Source organism: Archangium gephyra (genome assembly GCF_042230915.1).
Lineage (GTDB): Bacteria > Myxococcota > Myxococcia > Myxococcales > Myxococcaceae > Archangium > Archangium gephyra_B.
Genome location: NZ_CP102578.1, coordinates 3875460 through 3897488, shown reverse-complemented (window position 1 = coordinate 3897488; position 22029 = coordinate 3875460). Strand labels below are relative to the sequence as shown.

Annotated in this window: 23 protein-coding genes; 12 read left to right on the top strand and 11 right to left on the bottom strand. The window is 68.6% G+C overall.

What is annotated here, in order from left to right:
* The first annotated feature begins 153 nt into the window (after positions 1–153).
* From rpsF to dnaB, 4 genes are all read left to right on the top strand, one after another.
* Positions 154–618 carry a 30S ribosomal protein S6 gene (gene rpsF, locus NR798_RS15690; RefSeq protein ID WP_375772280.1) on the top strand — a complete coding sequence of 155 codons (465 nt, stop codon included), beginning with the start codon at positions 154–156 and terminating at the stop codon, positions 616–618.
* Positions 619–669: 51 nt separating this feature from the next.
* Positions 670–1017: a 30S ribosomal protein S18 gene (gene rpsR / locus NR798_RS15685; RefSeq protein WP_375772279.1), complete on the top strand. Its 348-nt coding sequence runs from the start codon at positions 670–672 to the stop codon at positions 1015–1017.
* A gap of 33 nt (positions 1018–1050) precedes the next feature.
* Positions 1051–1497 (top strand): 50S ribosomal protein L9, encoded by a 447-nt coding sequence (gene rplI / locus NR798_RS15680; protein WP_375772278.1) that lies wholly within the window; start codon positions 1051–1053, stop codon positions 1495–1497.
* Positions 1498–1712: 215 nt separating this feature from the next.
* Positions 1713–3086: a replicative DNA helicase gene (gene dnaB / locus NR798_RS15675; protein WP_375772277.1), complete on the top strand. Its 1374-nt coding sequence runs from the start codon at positions 1713–1715 to the stop codon at positions 3084–3086.
* Positions 3087–3089: 3 nt separating this feature from the next.
* Here dnaB and NR798_RS15670 read toward each other — a convergent pair whose 3' ends face one another.
* The 4 genes from NR798_RS15670 to thiE all read right to left on the bottom strand — a co-directional run bounded on the left by NR798_RS15670 (position 3090) and on the right by thiE (position 6135).
* Positions 3090–3758 carry a hypothetical protein gene (locus NR798_RS15670; RefSeq protein WP_375772276.1) on the bottom strand — a complete coding sequence of 223 codons (669 nt, stop codon included), beginning with the start codon at positions 3756–3758 and terminating at the stop codon, positions 3090–3092.
* A 204-nt stretch (positions 3759–3962) separates the two neighbouring features.
* Positions 3963–4703: a hydroxymethylpyrimidine/phosphomethylpyrimidine kinase gene (locus tag NR798_RS15665; RefSeq protein WP_375772275.1), complete on the bottom strand. Its 741-nt coding sequence runs from the start codon at positions 4701–4703 to the stop codon at positions 3963–3965.
* Positions 4700–5461: a gamma-glutamyl-gamma-aminobutyrate hydrolase family protein gene (locus NR798_RS15660; RefSeq protein ID WP_375772274.1), complete on the bottom strand. Its 762-nt coding sequence runs from the start codon at positions 5459–5461 to the stop codon at positions 4700–4702. The genes NR798_RS15665 and NR798_RS15660 overlap by 4 nt, the downstream gene beginning before the upstream one ends.
* On the bottom strand, positions 5458–6135 hold the full coding sequence (thiE, locus tag NR798_RS15655) for a thiamine phosphate synthase (RefSeq protein ID WP_375772273.1): 678 nt from the start codon (positions 6133–6135) through the stop codon (positions 5458–5460). Before thiE ends, NR798_RS15660 begins: the two co-directional genes overlap by 4 nt.
* 95 nt (positions 6136–6230) lie before the next feature.
* Here thiE and NR798_RS15650 point away from each other — a divergent pair, with 95 nt between their 5' ends.
* Genes NR798_RS15650 through NR798_RS15640 form a run of 3 tightly spaced genes read left to right on the top strand, consistent with a single transcriptional unit; the run spans position 6231 to position 7442 of the window.
* Entirely contained in the window at positions 6231–6467 is a 237-nt protein-coding gene (locus NR798_RS15650; protein WP_375772272.1) for a hypothetical protein, read from the top strand.
* Positions 6468–6471: 4 nt separating this feature from the next.
* Positions 6472–6771 carry a DUF1844 domain-containing protein gene (locus tag NR798_RS15645; RefSeq protein ID WP_375772271.1) on the top strand — a complete coding sequence of 100 codons (300 nt, stop codon included), beginning with the start codon at positions 6472–6474 and terminating at the stop codon, positions 6769–6771.
* Entirely contained in the window at positions 6768–7442 is a 675-nt protein-coding gene (locus NR798_RS15640; RefSeq protein ID WP_375772270.1) for a hypothetical protein, read from the top strand. The genes NR798_RS15645 and NR798_RS15640 overlap by 4 nt, the downstream gene beginning before the upstream one ends.
* Before the next feature lie 24 nt (positions 7443–7466).
* On the opposite strand, the gene NR798_RS15635 is transcribed toward NR798_RS15640, so the two are convergent.
* Positions 7467–8060 carry a hypothetical protein gene (locus tag NR798_RS15635; protein ID WP_375772269.1) on the bottom strand — a complete coding sequence of 198 codons (594 nt, stop codon included), beginning with the start codon at positions 8058–8060 and terminating at the stop codon, positions 7467–7469.
* A 143-nt stretch (positions 8061–8203) separates the two neighbouring features.
* Here NR798_RS15635 and clpB point away from each other — a divergent pair, with 143 nt between their 5' ends.
* The gene (gene clpB, locus NR798_RS15630; protein WP_375772268.1) at positions 8204–10807 is read left to right on the top strand and encodes an ATP-dependent chaperone ClpB; all 2604 of its coding nucleotides are present in this window, start codon (positions 8204–8206) and stop codon (positions 10805–10807) included.
* A gap of 180 nt (positions 10808–10987) precedes the next feature.
* The gene (locus tag NR798_RS15625; RefSeq protein ID WP_375772267.1) at positions 10988–13015 is read left to right on the top strand and encodes a TonB-dependent receptor plug domain-containing protein; all 2028 of its coding nucleotides are present in this window, start codon (positions 10988–10990) and stop codon (positions 13013–13015) included.
* A 45-nt stretch (positions 13016–13060) separates the two neighbouring features.
* On the opposite strand, the gene NR798_RS15620 is transcribed toward NR798_RS15625, so the two are convergent.
* From NR798_RS15620 to NR798_RS15595, 6 genes are all read right to left on the bottom strand, one after another.
* Positions 13061–13741, bottom strand: coding sequence for a TIGR00266 family protein (locus tag NR798_RS15620; protein WP_375773770.1), 681 nt, complete (start codon positions 13739–13741; stop codon positions 13061–13063).
* Positions 13742–13831: 90 nt separating this feature from the next.
* Positions 13832–14521 carry a TIGR00266 family protein gene (locus NR798_RS15615; RefSeq protein WP_375772266.1) on the bottom strand — a complete coding sequence of 230 codons (690 nt, stop codon included), beginning with the start codon at positions 14519–14521 and terminating at the stop codon, positions 13832–13834.
* A gap of 14 nt (positions 14522–14535) precedes the next feature.
* Positions 14536–15192 carry a TIGR00266 family protein gene (locus tag NR798_RS15610; protein WP_375772265.1) on the bottom strand — a complete coding sequence of 219 codons (657 nt, stop codon included), beginning with the start codon at positions 15190–15192 and terminating at the stop codon, positions 14536–14538.
* Positions 15193–15211: 19 nt separating this feature from the next.
* Positions 15212–16396: a M48 family metallopeptidase gene (locus tag NR798_RS15605; protein ID WP_375773769.1), complete on the bottom strand. Its 1185-nt coding sequence runs from the start codon at positions 16394–16396 to the stop codon at positions 15212–15214.
* A 101-nt stretch (positions 16397–16497) separates the two neighbouring features.
* A complete protein-coding gene (locus tag NR798_RS15600) occupies positions 16498–16899 on the bottom strand; it encodes a hypothetical protein (RefSeq protein WP_375772264.1) in 402 nt (133 codons plus the stop codon).
* A gap of 24 nt (positions 16900–16923) precedes the next feature.
* Positions 16924–17442: a hypothetical protein gene (locus NR798_RS15595; RefSeq protein WP_375772263.1), complete on the bottom strand. Its 519-nt coding sequence runs from the start codon at positions 17440–17442 to the stop codon at positions 16924–16926.
* A gap of 169 nt (positions 17443–17611) precedes the next feature.
* Here NR798_RS15595 and NR798_RS15590 point away from each other — a divergent pair, with 169 nt between their 5' ends.
* The 3 genes from NR798_RS15590 (at position 17612) to NR798_RS15580 (ending at position 22012) form a co-directional block, all read left to right on the top strand.
* Positions 17612–18211: an HmuY family protein gene (locus NR798_RS15590; protein WP_375772262.1), complete on the top strand. Its 600-nt coding sequence runs from the start codon at positions 17612–17614 to the stop codon at positions 18209–18211.
* A gap of 159 nt (positions 18212–18370) precedes the next feature.
* Positions 18371–19945 (top strand): M4 family metallopeptidase, encoded by a 1575-nt coding sequence (locus NR798_RS15585; protein WP_375772261.1) that lies wholly within the window; start codon positions 18371–18373, stop codon positions 19943–19945.
* Between the two features lie 357 nt (positions 19946–20302).
* Entirely contained in the window at positions 20303–22012 is a 1710-nt protein-coding gene (locus NR798_RS15580; protein WP_375772260.1) for a serine/threonine protein kinase, read from the top strand.
* Positions 22013–22029: the final 17 nt, after the last annotated feature.

Below are 22029 nucleotides of genomic sequence, written 5' to 3'. Positions count from 1 at the left end.
CATCATCCCGGGTGCGCGAGCCTCCGGGACGAAACGCGAGGGAGACGGGCGCGTGGTTTTCCCGTTCCCGGCGGACGGTCCCCCTTGGACCGGCTGACCGTTTCCCCGCTCCTCGGACCTCCGGGGGGCACTCAACCCCAAGGGGAGAGAAACATGGCTGAGACGCAGGCCGCCAAGCGGCTTCGTGAGTACGAGACCATCTTCCTGGTCAAGCCGGACCTCACCGACGACACCGTGGACAAGCTCAAGGAGCGCGTCCGGGGCATCGTCGGCCGTGAGGGTGGCAAGGTCCTCCGCTTCACGGTGTGGGGCAAGAAGAAGACCGCCTTCCCCATCGCCAAGCAGCCCCGCGCCATCTACGTGCACGCCAGCTACCTGGGCGCCAGCGGGCTGGTGGCGGAGCTTGAGCGTAACCTCCGCAACTACGACGAGGTCACCCGCTTCCTGTCCACCAAGCTGGCGGACGAGGTGGATCCCGAGAGCCGTCCGGTGCTCGAGGATCTCAAGCTGGCCGGTGACGTCGAGGAGACCCGTCCGGGCGCTCCCGCCGGTGTCGAGCGCGCGGCGGTGTCCGAGGATGTTTCCGAGGTCGAGGAGGAGGGGACCGAGGAGGCCTAGTGCCCCCGCGGTCTTCTTCTACGGATCCATTCCAGAGAAGAGAGAACACTCATGATTGGCAATGACAGGAATGCTTCCCGCGGCGGTGGTGACCGGGACCGCGGTGGCGACAGGGATCGTGGCGGTGACCGCGGTGATCGCGGCGGCGCCGGTGGCGATGACGAGAAGCGCGGTGGCCGTGGCTTTGGCCGCAAGAAGGTCTGCCGCTTCTGCGCCGAGAAGAACGCCAAGGTGGACTTCAAGGATCAGCCCACGCTGAAGTACTTCGTCACCGAGCGCGGCAAGATCATCCCCCGCCGGATCTCCGGCAATTGCGCCAAGCATCAGCGCGAGATCGCCACGGCCATCAAGCGCGCCCGCGGTCTGGCGATGCTTCCCTACAACGCGATGGTCGGCTGATCGCCGCCCCTCACGCACCAACGGAGACATCACATGAAGGTCATTCTTCGTGAGGACGTCGCGAGCCTGGGCAAGTCCGGAGATCTCGTGACGGTGAAGGACGGCTTCGGCCGCAACTACCTGCTGCCGCGCAAGATGGCGGTGCTGGCCACCGAGCAGAACGTGCGCCAGCTTGAGCACGAGCGCTCGGTCATCTCGGCGCGCAACGCCAAGCTGAAGGGCGCCGCCGAGGAGCAGGCCAAGAAGATCGGCGCGGTCAAGGCCGTCATCCGCCGCAAGGTGGGCGAGCAGGACAAGCTGTACGGCTCGGTCACCGCGCTGGACATCGCCGAGGCGCTCGCCTCGCAGGGCCAGACGGTGGACCGCCGTCACATCCACCTGCCCGAGCCGATCAAGGCCACGGGTCAGTACGAGGTGGAGCTGCGGCTGCACCGCGACGTGGTGGCGAAGATCAAGGTCGAGGTCGCGGCGGAGGCCTGAGTCCCATCCCCTCTCCCTCCGGGAGAGGGTCGGGGTGAGGGTATCCGTCACTGTCTTCAGTACCTGTGAAGCCAAGGGCCGTCCGGGAGTCAACCCCCGGGCGGCCCTTTCATTTGCGGGAGGAAGCCGGTCCCGAGCCCCATGGCATGTCAGAGGGCGCGATCAGGCTGCCGCGCTACATCCCCGTAGCGGAGCCTGTAGACTGGCCGGGAGCCATGGACAACATCCTCGACATTCGGACGGGCGGGCGCAGGTCTCACGAGGACCTCGCCGCTGAGCGCGCGGTGCTGGGCGCCGTGCTCGCGGACAACACGATCATCGACAGCCTCGCGGAGGTGGTGCACCAGGACGACTTCGCCAGTCCGGCGCACGCGCAGATCTTCGCGGCGATGGTGAAGCTGGCCGGCTCCTCGCGGCAGGTGGACCACCTGACGCTGGCCGAGGAGCTGAAGGTGCTCGGACAGCTGGCGGCGGTGGGCGGCCCGGCCTACCTGATGAGCCTGGATCAGGTGGTGCCCGTGCCGGGCAACGCCGTCCAGTACGCGAAGATCGTCAAGGATCAGGCCCTCCGGCGGAGGCTGGCGAACGCGGGGCGGGAGATCCAGGAGCTCGCCAGCCAGGAAACGGGCGAGCTGGACGTGCTGCTGGACGAGGCCGAGCGCAAGGTCTTCCTCCTGGCCGAGAAGAAGCGCGTGGGAGATCTGCGGCCCGTCAGCGAGCTGATGGAGCACACGCTGGACCTGCTGGACAAGATGAAGACGGCGACGACGGGCATCACCGGCCTGTCCACCGGCTACGCCGACCTGGACCAGGCGCTCACCGGTCTGCACGGCGGCGAGCTCCTCATCCTCGCGGCGCGCCCCGGCGTCGGAAAGACGTCCTTCGCGATGAACATCGCCACGCACGTAGGCCTGGCCGAGGAGCCCAAGGCGGCGGCCATCTTCAGCCTCGAAATGCCCGCGGATCAGCTCCTCATGCGTCTGCTGGCCTCGAGCGCCCGCGTGGACATGAAGAAGCTGCGCGGCGGCCGGCTCACCCCGCACGACGAGGAGAAGTTCCAGGAGATGGCGGGCAAGCTCTACAACGCCCCCATCTACATCGACGACTCGGGCGGCCTCTCCCCGTTCGATCTGCGCGCCAAGGCGCGGCGGCTCAAGCAGCGGGATCCCCGGCTCTCGCTGATCATCATCGACTACCTCCAGCTCATGCATCAGAAGGGCAAGGTGGAGAGCCGCCAGCTGGAAATCTCGGAGATCTCCCGAAGCCTCAAGCAGCTGGCCAAGGAGCTGGAGGTGCCCATCATCGCGCTCTCGCAGCTCAGCCGTAAGGTGGAGGAGCGCAAGGGCGGCAAGCCGATGCTCTCGGACCTCCGTGAGTCGGGCGCCATCGAGCAGGACGCCGACGTGGTGATGTTCATCCACCGCGAGGACCAGGGCGAGAACGCGGAAGGCGGCGAGGTCCAACGCACCAGCTCGGCCATCCCCGTGCAGCTCGTCATCGCCAAGCAACGTAACGGCCCCATCTGCGACATCGACCTCGTCTTCCTCGCCGAGTACACGCGCTTCGAGAGCCGGGCGCGCGTCGAGTAGGCCTCACACCACGAAGCAGAACCGCACGCGCCTGCGTCCCTTCTCCAGCTGTCTCACGAGGGACTCGGGCGTATCGCCGGATTCGCTCCAGGCGTCGATCTCCTCCAACTCCCAGTCCTCGAAGACGCCCGCCCCGTCGAAGCCGGGGATGAAGCCCTCGCGCATGGCCTGCTGCACGCCTCGCAGCGGCCCCACGACGACCACGTCTCCGAAGCCGAAGAAGCGCATGGGCGTGCCGCTCGCCTCCAGCGCCGCGTTGAGCAGGGCCAGCACCGCGTTGATGTTGTAGAAGCCCGAGAAGTCGTGGAACGTGACGCTGTAGCGCCGCCCTCCATGCCGCAGGCGCAGCGTGTACCGGTTGTTCGTTCCGGCGCCCTCCTTGTCGGAGGCTTCCGGTGAGGGAGCACGCTCCTCCCCCTCCACGTCCTCCTGCCCCGGCAGCACCTGCGTGAACCTCGCTCCGTCCAGCAGCGGCGAGACGAGCCGCGCGAGATCCAACACCAACTGCCCATGGTTGACCGGGTACTCGCCCGCCTCCGGATCGAAGCCGTACCCGCGCCCCAGGCGCATGAAGGTCTCGTCCCAGTACTCGGGCCTGTCGTCCTCGGGTATCCAGGCCTCGGGCGGAATCTGGAGCAGCTCGCGCAGCCGGTGCTCGTTCTGGATGGCCATGTCTCCTCTCCGTGCTCGGGACCTCCTGTGTCGCATGCCGGTCTGACAGTGCTTGCACGGATGTCCGGGACTCGCGTTCACGGATGGGAGCACGGAGACGGGCACCCTCACCCCGTCCCTCTCCCGAGGGGAGAGGGGAAGTGGGCACGGCTGGGGGAAGTGGGCACGGCTAGGGGGAAATGGGCACGGCTTGGGGACGTGCGCTCAGTCCCGGCCGGTGCGCAGGTAGCGCGTCACGTAGGACTTCGCCCGGCGCGCCGCGGCCGTGGGGCTCTTGCCTCGCCCCAGTTCCACCGCCAGGGCCGAGCCCAGCCGGCACCCCGTTCCCCGGCGCTCCGGCGGGCGCTCCAGCCGCTCCCCATCCAGCAGCACGTCGCGCGCCGGCAGGCACAGCACGTCCACCGCGCCCGTGGCCCGGTGCCCGCCCTTCACCAGCACCGCGCCGAAGCCGTGGGCCACCAACGCCCTCCCCGCCTCCCGCGCCTCCTCCACCGTGCGCACCTCGCCTCCGCCGAGCAGCCACGCCGCTTCGTCCAGGTTCGGCGTGAGCACCACCTTCGGCCCCGCCAGGCCCAGGTAGTGCCGCCGCGTCAGCTTCGAGAGCGGCTCGCCCCGCGACGTCCGCACCACCGGATCCACCACCCACCACGCGTCCACGCCCTCGAGCGCCTCGCGCAGTGCCTCCAGCAGCGACGGCCCGGGCACCTGCCCCAGCTTCACCGCGTGCAGCGGACCCAGCTCGAGCGCTGCCTTCACCTGGGCACCCAGCACCCGCACCGGCGTGGGCTGGTACAGGAAGGTGCCCCGGCCCTGCGCCGTCTGCGCCGAGGGCACCGCCACCGGAGCGCCCCCGAGCGCCCGCACCGCGGCCACGTCCGCCAGCAGTCCCGCGCGGCCCGTGGGCTCATGGCCCGCGCACAGCAGCACGCGCGGCGCTCCGCTCACCGCCGGTGCTCTCGCGCCTTCTGGATGAACAGCCGGTACACGCCCACGTGCACCGGCACCGTGTTGAGCATCAGCTCCGGGTGCCACTGCACGCCCAGCGCGAAGCCGTACTGGGTGGACTCGATGGCCTCCACCACCCCGTCCGGCGACACCGCGCTCACCACCACCTGCGCGCCCATCCGCTGCGCCGCCTGGTGGTGCGTGGAGTTCACCATCAGCTGGCCCTTGCCGAGCGCCTCCGCCAGCAGCGTTCCATCCTTCACGTCCACCGGGTGCTGCGGGTGCGTCCGGTCATGCTTCTGCTCATGCTCGTGCGCGCCCTTCACCTCGCGGCCGATGTCCTGGTGCAGCGTGCCGCCCAGCACCACGTTGAGCAGTTGCATGCCCCCGCAGATGCCCAGAACCGGCATGCCGCGCTTGAGCGCCCCACGCATCAGCGCCGTCTCGAAGGCCGTGCGCGACAGCTTCAGGGGCCCCATGCCCTCGCGTGCCGTCTCGCCATAGGCCTCGGGCGGAATGTCGAAGGCCCCGCCCGTGACGAGCAGCCCGGAGATGCGGTCCAGGTACGCGTCCACGCACGCCAGCTCGTCCGAGTACGGCAGCACGAAGGGCAGGCCCCCCGCGCGCAGCACCGCGTCCGCGTAGGGCACCTTCAACTCGTAGTACGAGAACTGGGAGTCAGGCCGGCTGGCGCTGAAGTCCGGGGTGATGCCGATGTTGGGCCGGCGCGGGGCCTGGCCATGGCCATGAGGTTTCATACGTCTCCGCCCACGAGGCTAGTCCCCCGGGCGCCCCTGTCAAAAGCAGCGGACAGGCGCCGGACACGCTCGGCCAGGTCCTCGGCGAGCAGGATGTCCGAGGCCACGGCTCCACCGTGTGCCCCCGTGGCGGCCAGGTCCGCGATGTTCTCCAGCTTCACCCCGCCAATCCCCACCACCGGCACGGGGCTGGTACGCACCACCGCGGCGAAGCCCCCCAGCCCCAGCACCGGCGCGTTCACCTGCTTGGTCGTCGTGCCGAAGACGGGCCCCAGGCCCACGTAGTCCGCGCCGGCCGCCTGGGCCGCTCGCGCCTCCTCCAGGCCCCGCACCGTCACCCCCACCAGCCCCTCCGGGCCCAGCAGCGCCCTCGCCTCCTCCGCCGGCAGATCCTCGTCTCCCACATGGACGCCGTGCGCCCCCGACAGCAGGGCCAGGTCCACCCGGTCGTTCACCAGGCACACCGCTCCCGCCCTCCGGCACGCCGCCACCACCTCGCGCGCCGCCGCCAGCGCCTCCCGCAGCGGCGTCCGCTTCATCCGCAGCTGCACCACCCTCGCCCCTCCAGCGAGCAGACCGGCCGCCTTCTCTCTCAGTGGCAGCTCGGGGCGCACGGTGTCGTCACAGAGGACGTAGAGGCCTCGGGGAAGGGACGGACGGACGGGGGTGTTCATCGGCTCCGGATGGGTGGGGGTTCAGCGGCGTTGACAGAGGGTAGCCCTGCTATAAGGTGGCGCGCCCTTTTCCAAGAGATTCCGAGGAGTTGACCATGGCCGACCCGACAGACCCCAAGCAGCTCGACAAGCGTACGGCCGAGCGTTACCTGCGCTCCGGCGCGGTGGAAGAGAAGGCGTACCAGCGCCACATCGAGTCCCTGCCTGACGTGGCCGAGAAGTCCGTCCCCGTCGAGACGGTGATGCACGACGAGCTCGAGGACGAAGAGGACTTCGACGACGAGGACGAGGACGAGGGCGACGAGGACGAGGACACCGGATCGGACGAGTGACGCCATGAGCGATGAGAAGCGCGGAGAAACCTTCGTGATGCGGGGTGAGGTGCCCGAGGCCGCCATCACCTTCAGCACCTTCCTCATCGGTCTGGCCTCCAGCGCCCTCATCCACCTGGGTGAGGCGCCCAATCCGGAGACGGGCAAGGCCGAGCAGGATCTGCTGCTCGCCCGTCAGAGCATCGAGTTGCTGGGGATGCTGCACGACAAGACGCGCGGCAACCTCACCCCCGAGGAGAAGCAGCTCTTCGACAACCTCCTCGCCGATCTGCGCCTGCGCTTCGTGGAGGCGAGCAAGCGGTGAGGAAGTCTCCCGAGTCCCCCACCCCACCCCTGCCGCGGCGCATCCGCTTCGCGGCGGCGGTGTGCCTGGTGCTCTCCGCCCTCTCGGGCTTCATGGCGCTTCAGCAGGCCGTGGAGCTCAGCCACCTGGGGGAACTGCGGGACAACGCCAGCGACACCTCGCGCTTCTCCAAGGACCCGGATCTGGTTCGCGGCGCGCACCTCTCCGAGTCGTACTTCGCCGTGCTCGAGCCCATGAGCGGGCCACACGCGGTGGTGCTCGGCGCGCTCTCGGTGGCGTGCTCCTTCGTCTTCGTGTCCGCCGCCCGGCTGCTGCGGCCCGGAGGACTGCCCCTGGAGCGGATGCGCCGGGTGCTCGCGGGCTCCACGCTCCTCGCCGCCCTGCTGCGCACCATCGATGGCGCGCAGTGGGCCGTGGTGGGCAAACGCCTCGGGCCCATCCTCGCCAAGAACCTGGACACCCTCCCCCTGACCCAGGGCGCCCAGGCCACCGCCGAGGCCACCGCCCAGTTCAAGGCCATGCTGCCCGGGATGCTCTCCGGCTTCGCCATGGTGATGACGGCGATCGTCGCCGGCACCTTCGCCCTGCTCGGCCAGTACTTCCGCAGTGAAGCCGTCCGTGCGGCCATCACCGCCCAGGACGGCGAGCTGGCGGTGGAGGAAGAGGACTGAGGACCCGCGGCCGGGCCCCGCGCTTCACGCCGCGAGGCCCCGCAGCAGGTGCTCCAGGGGCCGCTCCGCCTCCGGCTCCGCGCCGTTGAGCAGCAGCCGCGTCCCCTGCATGCGGTGCAGTTGCAGCAGCAGTTCGCGCTCCACCCCGTATACCCACGCCAGGTGGCCCAGCGGCCAGCGCTCCTGCATCCGCGCGAAGGCCTCGTCGTCGAAGTCCCCGTCCAGGCACTCGGGCAGCTCCACCTCGTCGTACGGCAGCCGCTCCCCGCCCACGTTCTGGCCCCCACCGAAGGCCATGACCTCCTCGTACTCCTGGGGGTCGTACACGTAGGAGTGGACGGTGAGGCCCGCCTCCTTGGACAGCAGCCGGGCGAGTGCCTGATGCTCGCTGTACCAGTGCGAGCCCTGGCGTCCCGCCGTGTGGGGGCCGTCCAGGGCCAGCCGGACCACCTTCCGCTTGCGGTAGACGGACACCGACAGCAGGGTGTCCGCCGGGGCCCCGTCCTCGACGAGCGCCCGCCGGGCCAGCTCCAGAAGCTTCAGGCCGCCCAGGGATTCAGTTCGAATGAGATAACCGCCGTGCGCTTCCAGAGGGTGCCCCCCAACGTGGGCGCGCATATAGCCGGGCTGATGGGAGAAAGGCAACTCCCGGAGAGCCTGGAAGTTCGTATGGACTGCAAGCATCCAGGCTCACGCCACAAGTGAAATCTGGGCGGCCCCCCCGTTCTTGCCAAGGCTTCCCCGGCTCTTACGTTGGGGTCATGAGACTCGACAAGTACACAGTCAAGGCCCAGGAGGCCATCCAGGAAGGGCAGTCTCTGGCGCGCCGGGCTGACAACCCGAACTACGAGCCAGAGCACCTCGCCACCGCGCTGCTCGGGCAGAAGGAGGGCATCGTCGAGCCCCTGCTGCGCAAGATTGGCGTGGACGTGAAGCTGTTCGCCGGCCGGTTGGGCGAGGCGCTCCAGAAGCTGCCGCGGATGCAGGGCGGCGAGGGCGCGACGCTCAGCCAGCGGCTGCTGAAGACTTTCGACAAGGCCGAGGACGAGGCCAAGTCCCTCAAGGACGACTTCATCTCCAGCGAGCACCTGCTGCTGGCCCTCGCGCAGGACAAGGGCGCGGTGGGCGAGGTGATGAAGTCCTCGGGCGTGACGCGCGAGCGCGTGCTGTCCAGCCTGAAGGACGTGCGCGGCTCCAGCCGGGTGACGAGCCAGGACGCGGAGTCCACCTACCAGGCGCTGGAGAAGTACGGGCGCGATCTGACGGACGCGGCGCGGGCCGGCAAGCTGGACCCCGTCATCGGCCGGGACGAGGAGATCCGCCGCTGCATCCAGGTGCTCAGCCGGCGCACGAAGAACAACCCGGTGCTCATCGGTGAGCCGGGCGTGGGCAAGACGGCCATCGCCGAGGGCCTGGCGCGCCGCATCGTGGACGGGGACGTGCCCGAGGGGTTGAAGAACAAGCGCCTGGTCACGCTGGACCTGAGCTCCATGGTGGCCGGCGCCAAGTTCCGCGGCGAGTTCGAGGAGCGGCTCAAGGCGGTGCTCAAGGAGGTGATGGACGCGCAGGGGGAGATCATCCTCTTCATCGACGAGCTGCACACCCTGGTGGGCGCGGGCAAGGCCGAGGGCTCGATGGACGCGGGCAACATGCTCAAGCCGGCGCTGGCGCGCGGCGAGCTGCACTGCATCGGCGCCACCACGCTGGACGAGTACCGCAAGCACATCGAGAAGGACGCGGCCCTGGAGCGGCGCTTCCAGCCGGTGATGGTGGGCGAGCCCAGCGTGCACGACACCATCAGCATCCTGCGCGGCCTCAAGGAGCGCTACGAGGTGCACCACGGCGTTCGCATCCAGGACTCCGCCCTGGTGTCCGCGGCCAACCTGTCCAACCGCTACATCGCCGACCGCTTCCTCCCGGACAAGGCGATCGATCTCGTGGATGAGGCCTGCAGCCGCCTGCGGATCGAGATCGACTCGATGCCCACGGAGATCGACGACATCCGGCGGAAGATGAACCAGCTGGAGATCGAGCGCGAGGGCCTGCGCAAGGAGACGGATCCGCACTCGGTGGATCGGTTGGGGAAGCTCGAGAAGGAGCTGGCCGAGCTCAACGAGCGCTTCACCGGGCTGAAGTCGCACTGGGACGCGGAGAAGAAGTCCATCGCCGGCATCCGCGAGCAGAAGGAGAAGCTCGAGAAGGCGAAGAACGATCAGGCGTCGGCCGAGCGGCAGGGTGACTTCAACAAGGCGGCGGAGATCAAGTACGGCGTCATCCCCGGCCTGGAGAAGGAGATCGCCCAGCAGAACGCGAAGCTGGCCGAGCTGCAGAAGAGCCACAAGTTCCTCAAGGAGGAGGTGGACGCGGAGGACATCGCGGCGGTGGTGGGCAAGTGGACGGGCATTCCCGTCTCCAAGCTGCTGGAGGGCGAGGTCCAGAAGCTGGTGCACATGGAGGATCGGCTGGGCAAGCGGGTCATCGGCCAGCGCAGCGCCGTCGAGGCGGTGAGCAACGCGGTGCGCCGGGCGCGCTCGGGGTTGCAGGATCCGAACCGGCCCATCGGCTCGTTCATCTTCCTGGGCCCCACGGGCGTGGGAAAGACGGAGACGGCCAAGGCCCTGGCGGAGTTCCTCTTCGACGACGACAGCGCGATGGTGCGCATCGACATGTCCGAGTACATGGAGAAGCACTCGGTGGCCCGGCTGGTGGGCGCGCCTCCGGGGTACGTCGGCTACGAGGAGGGCGGCCAGCTCACCGAGGCGGTGCGGCGCCGGCCCTACACGGTGGTCCTGTTCGATGAGATCGAGAAGGCCCACCCGGACGTCTTCAACATGCTGCTGCAGATCCTGGACGAGGGCCGGCTGACGGACAGCCAGGGCAGGACCGTGGACTTCAAGAACACGGTGCTCATCCTGACGAGCAACATCGGCTCGCAGGCGCTGCAGGAGGGAATGCAGGGCAAGGAGGATCTGGACGAGGCAACGCGCGAGGACGTGCTGGGGATTCTGCGCCAGCACTTCCGGCCGGAGTTCCTCAACCGCGTGGACGAGGTCATCATCTTCGAGCCGCTGCGCAAGAAGGACATCCGGCAGATCGTCGAGCTGCAGGTGGCGCGGCTGCAGAAGCTGCTGAGCGACAAGCGGCTGACGCTGGAGCTGACGGACAAGGCGGAGGATCTGCTGTCCGAGCGCGGCTACGATCCGACGTACGGCGCGCGGCCGCTGAAGCGGGCCATCCAGAAGTACCTGATGGATCCGCTGGCGCTGAAGGTGCTCGGGGGCGAGTTCCTGCCCGGGGACCACATCGTGGTGGACGCGGGCAAGGACGGGCTGACCTTCGGCAAGGGCCAGGCGAAGGCCGCGTAGCCGTCGCCAGCGTCGTCACAGGATTCCCCTGCCCCTACTTCCCCTCTCCCCCTGGGAGAGGGACGGGGTGAGGGTATCGAGGGCCCCGGGCTCCAACCCGGGGCCCTTTCGCGTTTCACGAGCCTGCTCGCCGGGTGCGCCCCCATTGACGGGCACGGGTATCCGGCCGAGAGTCACCCCGTGATCCTCCCCCTGGTGGCTGCCCTCGTGGTGAGCCAGCCGATCGATCCCCAGCAGCCCGGCGCGGCCGTCTCCAGCCCCGACGCCGCCGGGCCCGCCATCTCCGAATCCACCCCTGCCCCGCCCCCGGCGCCGCCCGAGCCCGAGGAGCCCGACCGGCGCAAGCAGACGGTCGTCACGGCCTCGCGCACCGAGCGCAAGCTCGAGGACGTGGTGGTGGCCACCGAGGTCATCACCCGCAAGCAGATCGAAGCGGTGGGTGCGCGGGACCTGGGCCAACTGCTTCAACAGCACCCGGGCGTGGAGCTCGTGCACACCTTCCGGGGCACGGGCCTGCGCCTGCAGGGGTTGGATCCCGAGTACGTGCTCGTGCTCGTGGACGGCGAGCGCGTGAGCGGCCGGGTGGGCACCACGCTGGACCTCGGACGCTTCAGCCTGCGCGACGTGGAGCGGGTGGAGATCGTCAAGGGACCCGCGGCGGCGCTCTACGGCGCGGATGCCATTGGCGGCGTGGTGAACCTCATCTCCCGGCACGTGCAGCGCCCGCTGGAGCTGGGAGCCCGGGGCACGTTCGGCACGCTGCTGGAGGGCGACTTCCGCGCGAACGCGGGCACGAAGCAGGGCCCCTTCGAGGTGCGCGTGGGCGGCGGCTACCGCACCCGCAACCCGTACGACTGGGTGCCCGCGGACGCGGCGACGAGCGGCTCGGGCATCCGCCGGCTCGATGGCGACGTGGCCCTCGCCTACGCACCGGATGACCGCTCGCGCCTGTGGCTGCGCAGCCAGTACAACCTGCGCGACGAGAACGCCGTCGACCTCAACCCCTCGGGCGCCGTGCTCGACCGGCGGCAGCGGCAGGAGCAGTTCGACGTGTCGCTCGGCGGCAGGAACCGGCTCGCCAGCGACACCTCGCTGCTCGTCCGGGGCCACTTCGGCCTGTTCCGCGACCAGCTCCTGCAGGACCAGCGCGGCTCGCGGGCGCTCGACGACTACTCGCAGAACGTCAACCGCCTCTACGAGGGCGTCGTCCAGGCGGACCACCGGCTCGGCAACCACGCGCTCACCGGGGGCCTCGAGGTGCTCGGCGAGCGGCTCACCTCGGCTCGGCTCGAGGAGAGCCCGGTGGGCCGCATCCGGGGCGGCGCGTTCGTCCAGGACGAGTGGGACGTGGCGCTGTCCTCGGACGGCACCGGGCCGAAGCTGAAGGTGGCACCGGGCCTCCGCTTCGACCTGGATTCGCAGTTCGGCGGGGCCCCCTCGCCGCGGCTGGCGCTCAAGCTGGATCCGAGCCCCGCGCTGACGGTGCGCGCCTCGGTGGGACTCGGGTTCCGCCCGCCGTCCTTCCAGGAGCTGTACCTGCGCTTCACCAACCAGGGCATCGGCTACATCGTCTCGGGCAACCGGGGCCTCACGGCCGAGCGCTCCGCGGCGGTGAACGCCGGCGTGGACTGGCGCCCGCCCATCGATGGGTGGGTGCTCTCCGCGAGCGCCTTCCACACCCGGCTCACCAACCTCATCAACATCACCGCCGGAGGGACGCCGAACCCGGACGACCCGGTGACCTTCAGCTACGAGAACGTGGCCCGGGCGTATACCCAGGGCATCGAGGTCAACGGACGCTTCCGGCTGCCCGTGCGCGCCACGTACCTGGACCTGGCGTACATGCTGCTGGATGCGAGGGACCAGACGCGCAACCGCCCGCTGGAGGCCCGCTCGCGGCACCGCGTCAACGCGCAGCTGTCCACGAAGTACCGCCCGTGGAACCTGGAGGCCAACGTCCGGGGCTCCTGGGTGAGTGGACGGCCGTACTACCTGGGCACGGATGGCGGCATGGTCAACGTGATCGGCCTCGAGGAGCGCGAGGTATGGGCGCCCTCGTATTTCGATCTCGAGGCCCAGGTCACCTACAAGCTGCGGGGCGGGTTCGACGTCTTCGTCAACGGCTACAACCTGCTCAACGCGGGTGACCAGCAATTCAACCCACGGCCCCCGCGCGGTGTGCTGGGCGGAGTCCAGTGGGAGTACTGAGGGACCGGCCCGGGCCATCGCCCGGACCGGTAAGGACTGCCCGGCTCAGCTGTTGTTCTTCTGCACCGGACGGTAGGGGTGGATCCACCGCAGGAAGGGCGCGGCGGTACGGGTCTGCACCCATACCTTGCCCCTGCCACTGAAGCGGCACACCAGACCCTCGCCGCCGAAGAGGAAGCTCTTCACCTTCGAGCCCGGACGAAGCCCCGGCATCACCGTCACCTTGTACTGGAGCGTGTCCTCGAAGGCGACGATGTAGCCGGTGTCCACCACGAAGCCCTGGGTGACGTCGATCTCCAGGATGGCGCCGTAGGAGTTGAACCAGAGATCTCCGGAGCCCTCCGCCTTGAGCAGCACCAGGCCCTCGCCGCTGAAGAAGCCGCGCGCGCCCTGCCACTTGCCCGTGATGTCGATGCCCTCGCTGTGCGCGAGGAACGAGCCGCGCTGCAGCATCAGGCTGTTGCCCGAGAGCCGGTAGTGCACCACGTCCCCGGGCGTCCCCGGAGCCAGCGTCACCTCGCCGGGACCCGACTGCGCGGTGAAGGTGTTGACGATGAAGCTCTCACCGCCCAGCAGCCGTCCAAAGGACTTGCCGAGCCCACCGCGCGTGCCCGCCTTCAGCTCGATGGTGGTGTCCATCGTCGCCATCGCCGAGGGCTCGGCGAGGACCTTCTGTCCCGGCGCCAGCTTGACGCCGAGGATCGCGAAATCGGGACGGTGTTGGATGTCGAAGCGCAGACCGCCCGCGGGGGCCAGGGCCGCGTTCGGGACAATACTCGCCGTTGCCTGTTGCATTCGTGTCTCTCCGCTGATCCGTCAGGCCTGGCGGGGCTTGAGCATGGGGCCGAGCAGCTTTCCGAAGCTCGGCGGATTGTGGCTCTGGCAGTACAGCTTGCCGCGGCCGTTGAACTTGCACACGAGCCCCTCGCCACCCAGGAAGCTGCCCAGGAGGCTGCTGGCGGCCTTGCCCATCTCGAACTGGAGCGTGTCCTCGAAGGCGACGATGTGCCCGGTGTCCACCACGTACTGGCCGTCCACCTGCACCTCGTAGATGGCCCCGAAGCTGCTCAGCAGCACGTCCCCCACCCCGGTGCACCGCACCCAGAAGACGCTCTCCCCCGAGAACAGCGCCTTGCCCAGGCCCTGGAAGGTGGCGTCCAGCTCGATGGCGGGATCCGACGCGAGCCAGCTCGAGCCCTGCACGATGAGCGAGCCGCCGTTGAGGCGGTGGGAGACGACGTCCCCCATCAGCCCCGGCCCCAGGATGAGCTCCTGGTCCGGCGCGTGGGCGGTGAAGTGGTTGAGGAAGAAGTTCTCGCCCGCGAACATGCGCTTCAGTCCGGCGACGAGGCCTCCGCTGCCGCCCTTCTTGCGGGAGGAGGTCTCCACGGTGAGATCCGGGCTCATGGCGATCATGGCCCCCACCTCGCAGGTGATGGACTCACCGGCCTGGAGGGTGACCCGCGCCACCGAGGACGCCGGACGACAAGAGATTTCCGTCTGCATCTTGGGCCCCCGTTTCAGTAGATGTTGGAGTTGGTCCAGGACGCGAGCCCGGCGAGCGCGCGCGACTGGAGGTAGATCTTGCCGCGGCCACGCACGCGGGTGATGAGCCCCTCGCCCGAGAAGAAGCTGGAGAAGATGCCTCCGGCCAGCCCCATGCTCAGGATCAGCGTCGGCTCGTAGGCGACGAGGTGGCCGCTGTCGACGATGAGCTCACCGTTCACTTCCTTCTCGGTGATGCCGCCATAGGCGCCGAACCAGAGCGTTCCGGTGCCACTGGCATTGAGCCGGAAGAGGCCCTCGCCGCCCACGAGGCTGGCGATTCCCGCCCAGCCGACGCCGAGCTTCACGCCCGGCTCACAGGCCAGGAAGGCGCCCTGCTGGAGGAACAGCGAGTTGCCGTTGAGCGCCACGCTGATGATGTCTCCGGGCACCGGCTGGGTGAGGACCAGCTCGCCCTGGCTCTGGGTGGCGAACTCGTTGACGAAGAACGACTCCTTGCCAAAGACGCGCCGCACCAGCGCGGTGAAGAACCCCCCCGCCATGCGTGCCTTCATCTCGATGCTCGGGCTCATGCTCGCCATGGCATCGGCCTCGGCGACCAGCCCGTCCCCGGCCCGCATGTGCACGCGCACATTGGCGAACGAGGGTTTGTTTCGGATTTCCGCTTCCATGCCCTTCCCTTCGTAGCGGTCAGCGTGATTCAGCCTGGCCGGGATGTTCTCCGACCTTGGATTTTGAGTCCACAGCGTGCCGGGACTGGGGGTCCTTCGCGTGCCGGACCACCTCGTCCCAGTCGATGCCCAGCGGCTCGGCGGCGGCGGGGCGGGACAGCTCGGCCCGGCGCCGCAGCTCGGTCTGGCGCTCCGAGAGCTGGGGGTGGGACGACAACCATGCGAGCGAGTCCGGGACCTCGCCGTGCTCCTCCTTCAGGATGGCGAAGAAGTCCGCGAGGGCGGCCGGGTCCATTCCCGCCTTCAGCATCATCTCCGCCCCTTCCATGTCGGCGGCGCTCTCCTGCTCACGGCCGTAGCTGGTGAGGACGCCGTGCCGGGCCAGCTCCACCGCCATGGCGAGCATGCCGCCCACGTCACTGAGGAGCAGCTCGAGCGCCACCACCGCACTGGCGGACTGGGCGATGCGCTCGAGGCCGTGGCGGAGGGTGGCGTGAGCGATCTCGTGGCCGAGCACACCCGCCACCTGCTCGGGGCTCCGGGCGGCCTTGATGAGGCCCGTGTAGACGACGATGCGGCCGCCGGGGAGGCAGTACGCGTTGACGATGGGCGCGTCCACCACCGTCACCTGGTACTCCAACCCGGGGAGGCGAGCGTGGGGCTCGAGCCGGGAGACCAGCTTCTCCATGGTGCCGACGAGGACGGGATCCGACACCTTCGGTCCCTCCAGCGACATCGCCTCCATGGCCAGCCCGCCGAGCTTCCGGTCGACCGAGACGGGGAGTGAGTGCACCGCGCGCGTGCCCGCCAGCTTGATGAGCCGGACGGCGCCCATGCTGAGCAGGAGCATCGCCACCAGGCCGAGCACGACCTGGAGCTGGTAGCGGTTGCGCTCCTTGCGCGCCGTGAGGCCCAGGCGCTTCAGCTCTTCCACCACCCGCTCCCCGCCCGAGCGCGCCAGGGCCTGGGGGAAGCCCTTCTCCTCGCAGAAAATGGACAGCCGCCGGTCGGGGGTGTGGCAGAAGATCATCCGCCCACTCGCGCCCCCCTGCTCGAGCTGGCAGTCCGCGTACGGGACGCGGAAATGCTGGCCGATCGGGGTCTCTGCTTCCACCCCCTCCAGCCCCAGCCGGATTCGCGCGCCGGTACGGCCACCCTGGACCTCGTCACTGAAGAGCCCACCCTGGAACTCGATCGTCTCCATCACGGGGGCGCACTATAGCCCGCTCGTGACGGATGCGTCCCGCCGAGCTCGCCGCCCGCCCGGAGTCCCCGGGGCGCGGGCAGGGCCGGACCCCTCCGTGGTTACTCCTCGTCCTCGGAGTCATCCTTCCATTCGTCCGTCGCCAACTCCTCCGGGAGCGGGGCGAACATGAAGTACCACTTCCCTGACACCTCAACGGCCATGAAACCCTTGCCGGCGATCTTCACACGCTCGGTGTGGCTGGCCTTTCCGCTGGCAAGCCACTGGTCCGCTTCTTCTTGCGTCGCGAACTCATGAGAGACCTCGACCGTGAATGAGGTATCAAAGCATGCCTTATAAAATTTTTCGAACTCCTCCCTCTTCACGTGGTCGCGAATGAAGAGCAACGCAATCTGAGCAAGCCCGAATGCCCTCCTCTCCTTCGATCCTTCCGCCTGATTCTCGATGAAGGGGTTCAGGAAATAGATGACTTCATCCAAATCAAACTCTGGAATGTGCGCCATGTCGTCACCAAGCCTGCTGCCTGCTTACAGGGGCGCTAGCACCAACGCACCACCCAGAATAGCAATAACGTAAGGGGCGGCAGCCAAGCCCCCCACGATGACGACCGTTCCAACGGCCACTTCGGTCTTGTGCTCCCTGAGCCAGCCGAGAGCTGCGTCCATGGTCGGGAAATGAAGCTCCTTTTTGTGTGACTGTGACTCTTGCCGCTCCAGTTCCTCTTGCTCCTTGATGCAATTCATGAACACCTTGAGACTCTCACTGACGCAGTGTTTGTGGTGGTTTTCGGTGTGCTTCTCGATACTCGGCTCCTTGGGCTTCCGCCTCCAGCACCTCTTGAAAGACTGTTTTTCCAGTTCGCGGCAGTAAGCCTCTGCGCCAGCCCCTCCGGTTCCGCTCTCGACGTTGGAGCCCACTCCGCTCGCATCCTCGGAGATGACGTAGACTCTCCGATCGGGTTGCTGCTGCGTGTGGGAGCATCCGGCACTGGCCACCGCCAAGGCCGTCAGCAGAACGGTCCATCTCGCCAGGACGACTGACCTCATTGCACTCTCCCTCATGCCGTGCGGCTGCGCTTGTCTGCTCGCTGGTTTGGAGGGTAGCAGGTGGGGATGCCTCCCATCGGGCGGGTCGCTCCTCGTGGGACGGACTGCCAACCTCTGGACAGGCCCCCTCCCCGCCTGGGAGAACGCCCGAGTGAGGATCGACATGCGAATGCGGATTCACGGAACGGTGCTGCTCCTCGGGCTCGCGGTGACGGGCTGTGCCCCGGACCTGCGCACGGACTACCCATTCGATGGCCAGACGAACAGCGGGCCGCTCGTCGAGGTCACGCCGCAAGAGGACGGCAGCTCCCACGCCCTCATCGACGCGACGAACAAGTCCGCCCTGGTCTTCTTCGACATCGACGAGGGCCGGGAGCTGAAGGCCGATGAGGCCTTCGACACCAATGACTGGGATCTCGCCTTCCAGCGCTTCACCGTCACGATGAACGGTGGAGGCGGCAACCCCACGGGCCAGGTCCGGGTGGCGGTGCTCAAGAACCAATCCTGGGACTCACTCACGGCGGCGCCGGCCGAGGGCTATCAGCAGGACGCCTCGGAGCCGGTGTTCAGCGGTGTCGAGGGCGGCTGGTACTTCTACGATCTCTCCGTGCACCGCCTCACCCCCCGCGAGGAGCTGCTGTACGTGCTCCGCAGCAGCACGGGGCAGTTCTTCAAGCTGCAAATGCTCTCTTACTACGACAGCGCGGGCACACCCGCTCGCCTCTCCTTCCGTTACCAGCCATTGCCGCCCCCCACCGCGGCCCCGTGAAACATGGGGCTTTTTGCCCCATGGATGCATGCTCCCCTGTATTTCCTGACTCACCTCTCTTCCACGGAAGGTTTCACTCGCAACCATTCCCGGGATGCATTGATAAATTCAGTAATCCTGGTATAAGACTTCTCACTTCCCCACGAAGGAGAAGCACCCATGAAGCGCATCATCCCGACTGCCTTCACCGCCCTGGCCCTGTTTGGCTGCGGCAGCACCGACAACGCCCCCGTCATCGCCTCGCGCGAGCTGAGCGCGGGCCCCGAGCAGGCCGCCGCCATCCAGCGCGCCGCCTCCCAGGCGCTGAGCCAGGGGCAGAAGCTCGAGCTCAAGAGCGCCGAGGAGCTGCAGGCGCGCATGGTGCTCGTGGATGACGATGGCACCGAGCACGTCCGGTTCGACCGCACGTATCAGGGCCTGCGCGTGCTGGGCGGTGACTTCGTGGTGCACGGCCGCGCGGACGGCGTGGCCCGGTTCAGCGCGGCGGGTGCGTCCCTCCAGGGCGTGGCGCGGCAGCCCCACTTCGATGGCGCGGCGGCCTCGGTGCTGGCCCAGGCGGCCTTCAAGGGTGTGAAGCTGGACTCCTCCAGCGCCGATCTGGTGGTGGACGCGCTCGGCGGCCGTGCCCCGGCGCTCGCCTATGAGGTCGTCCTCGAGGGCTTCCAGGCGGACGGCACCCCCAGCGAGCTGCACGTGCTGGTGGACGCGACCACGGGCGCCCTGCGCGACCAGTGGGAGGGCATCCACACGGCCTCGGCCAGCGGCACCGGCAAGTCGCTCTACTCGGGCTCGGTGTCCATCGGCACCAACTCGACGTCCACCGGCTTCGAGATGCGCGACGTGACGCGCGGCAAGGGCTTCTACACGACGAACATGGGCGGCCGTCAGTCGGGCGGCTCCATCTTCACCGACGCGGACAACATCTGGGGGAGCGGGACGACCAGCGATGCCGCCTCGGCCGGCGTGGACGCGCACTACGGCCAGAAGGTCACCTACGACTACTACTTCAACACCCACGGCCGCAACGGCATCGACGGCGCGGGCAACACCGGCTACAGCCGCGTGCACTACGGCCGCAACTACAACAACGCCTTCTGGTCCGACAGCTGCTTCTGCATGACCTACGGCGATGGCGACGGCTCCACCTTCACGCCGCTCACCGCGCTGGACGTGGCCGGCCACGAGATGACCCACGGTGTGACGAGCCGCACCGCCAACCTCACCTACTCGGGCGAGTCCGGCGGCCTCAACGAGGCCACCAGCGACATCTTCGGCACCCTGGTGGAGTACTACGCCAACAACAGCAACGATCCGGGCGACTACATCATCGGCGAGGAGATCTACACCCCGGCCAAGGCGGGTGACGGCCTGCGCTACATGTACAAGCCCTCGCTGGACGGCGCCTCGAAGGACTGCTGGTACAGCGGCATCGGCTCCATCGACGTGCACTACTCCAGCGGCGTGGCCAACCACTTCTTCTACCTGCTGGCCGAGGGCTCCAACCCCGCCAGCGGCCCGGCGAGCCCCACCTGCAACGGCGCCAGCGTGTCGGGCATCGGCCGCGATGCCGCGGGCAAGATCTGGTACCGCGCCCTCACGGTGTACATGACGTCCTCGACGAACTACGCGGCTGCGCGTCAGGCCTCCCTCAAGGCGGCGACGGACCTCTACGGCGCGGGCAGCACTCAGTACAACGCCGTGGCCGCCGCCTGGTCCGCGGTCAGCGTGAACTAGGCACACCGCCCCGCGCGCCGTGAGGAGGCGCGGAGCACCTCGGGCCGGTCCGGGAGTCCCCGGGCCGGCCCTCGTCATTGCTGGAGCCGGGGATGTGGCCACCCCGGGCGTAGGCGGCTCCTCCCCAAGCGCCTCGCCACCAACACCAGCCCCGCGTGCTCGGGCGCCCCCAAGCCCAAGGGAGGCTCCGCTCACCGCCGCGCAGAAGCAGCTCCTCATCGACTGGGTGGCCCAGGGCGCTCCGCAGTGAGCGGAAGAGTCCCGGGGCGCGGGTTCTTCGCCCGCCAGCCAACCCGTTGCGTCCAGGTCACGAGGTCATCTCCCTGGTAGCCTCCGAGGTTTTTCGGAGGCGGCTGGATGCTCGACGAGAGAAGTGCACAGGCAGGGGATGAGGCTCCCGGAGCATGCTTCGCTCCGGGGATGGAAGTGGCGGGCTTTACCCTCGAGGGCCTGCTCGCCTCCGGCAGCTTCGGCACCGTGTACCGGGCGAAGCGGAACGGACGGCGCTACGCCATCAAGCTGGTGCCCCTCACCCCGCGGAGCGACCGGGAGGCGGCCGCACTGCGCCTGATGCGGCACCCCAACGTGGTGGCCTTCCACGGGTATGGCTTCTGGCCAGAGGACGAGCCTCGCTTCCTCGTCCTGGCCCTGGAGCTCGTCGAGGGCCCCACGCTCGACGTCTGGGCGGCCCAGGAGAACCCGTCCGCGCTCGAGCTGGTGATGCGGATGTTGTTGCCCTTCGCGCTCACCCTGGCGGACGTGCATGCCTCGGGCGTGGTGCACCGGGACATCAAGGAAGCCAACATCGTCGTGCGCGAGGCGGACGGGCAGCCGGTGCTGGTGGACTTCGGCGCGGCGGGCCTCAAGGAGGGGGCGGTGCGTCTGACGCTGCGGCTGCCCCCGGGCACCGCGGAGTACCGCAGCCCCGAGGCGTTGCGCTTCGCCCGGCAGTGGGAGGGCGAGCCCTACCCCTTCGCGCCGGGAGACGACCTGTGGGCGATGGGCGTCGTCACCTACGTCCTCTTGACGCGCACGCTTCCCTTCGGAGACCGGGGCGACCCCGGGTTGAACCGGGCCATCCTCGAGGAGACGCCACGGGCCCCGCATGAGCTCAATCCGCGCGTGCCCCCGGCCCTGAGCGACCTGTGCATGGCGATGCTCGAGAAGGAGCCGGAGGACCGCTATCCGGATGCGAAGGCGCTCGCGGAGGATCTGGTGGAGCTGTGCACCCAGGCGAACGGCGACTGGCGTGTACCGCTGTTCCCCGAGGTCAGGCGAGACAAGCGCCCGGCTCCGGCGACGCCCGGACGCCAGAGCCCCCTGCGGTGGCGGGCCGCCGGACTCCTCCTCCTCGCCGCGGCTCTCGGAGTGCTGTCCCTGTCCGCCGTAGGGTGGCAGCGGTCCTTGACGGTGATGACTCCCGGCCAACGCGCGGAGTCGCATTCCCCGGCCCCACCGCAGCAGGCCATCCCTGGCCAGGAAATAGCGCCCGCCGGGTTGACGGGAGAGGTTGGCCATGACGCGGGACCCGAGAAGTCACCCACCCCCGCGCCCGTCGCCACCGCGACGAAAAGCGAGGAGCCCCCGATGACGAAGTCCAAGACGACCCGAGCCCTGCTTGCCGCCACTTGTGTTGCTGGTTCCGCCTGCGTGAGTGGTCCGCAGCAGCGTCAGCCGCCGAAGCCTGCGGAGTGCCCGCCCGGCTCCGACGCGGTCTTCAAGCGATTCAACGTCATCCCGCACAGAGGGGACCGCATCATCGTCCATCCCTTCGACACGGACTACTCCGAGGCAGTGGTTTCGGAGGGACCTGTCACGGGTGAGATCCTCCCTCCGTGGGGGGATCTCCCGGGGCATATCAAGATCTATGGCGAGCTGTTCTTCGGGAATGGGCATGTCTATGGCCGTTTCACCCGGGCTCGCCTGCCTGACGGTGAAATGATTCCGGTTTGCCTGGAAGTGGTGACATCGAAGGGGCTCGGCATTGCCATGGAGCCTGGCAGCACGCCCGAGAAGGTCCGTGTCTCCAATATCATGAGCGTCCGGCCGGTAGTGCGCTTCCGATAACCCCGTGCCGGAGGCGA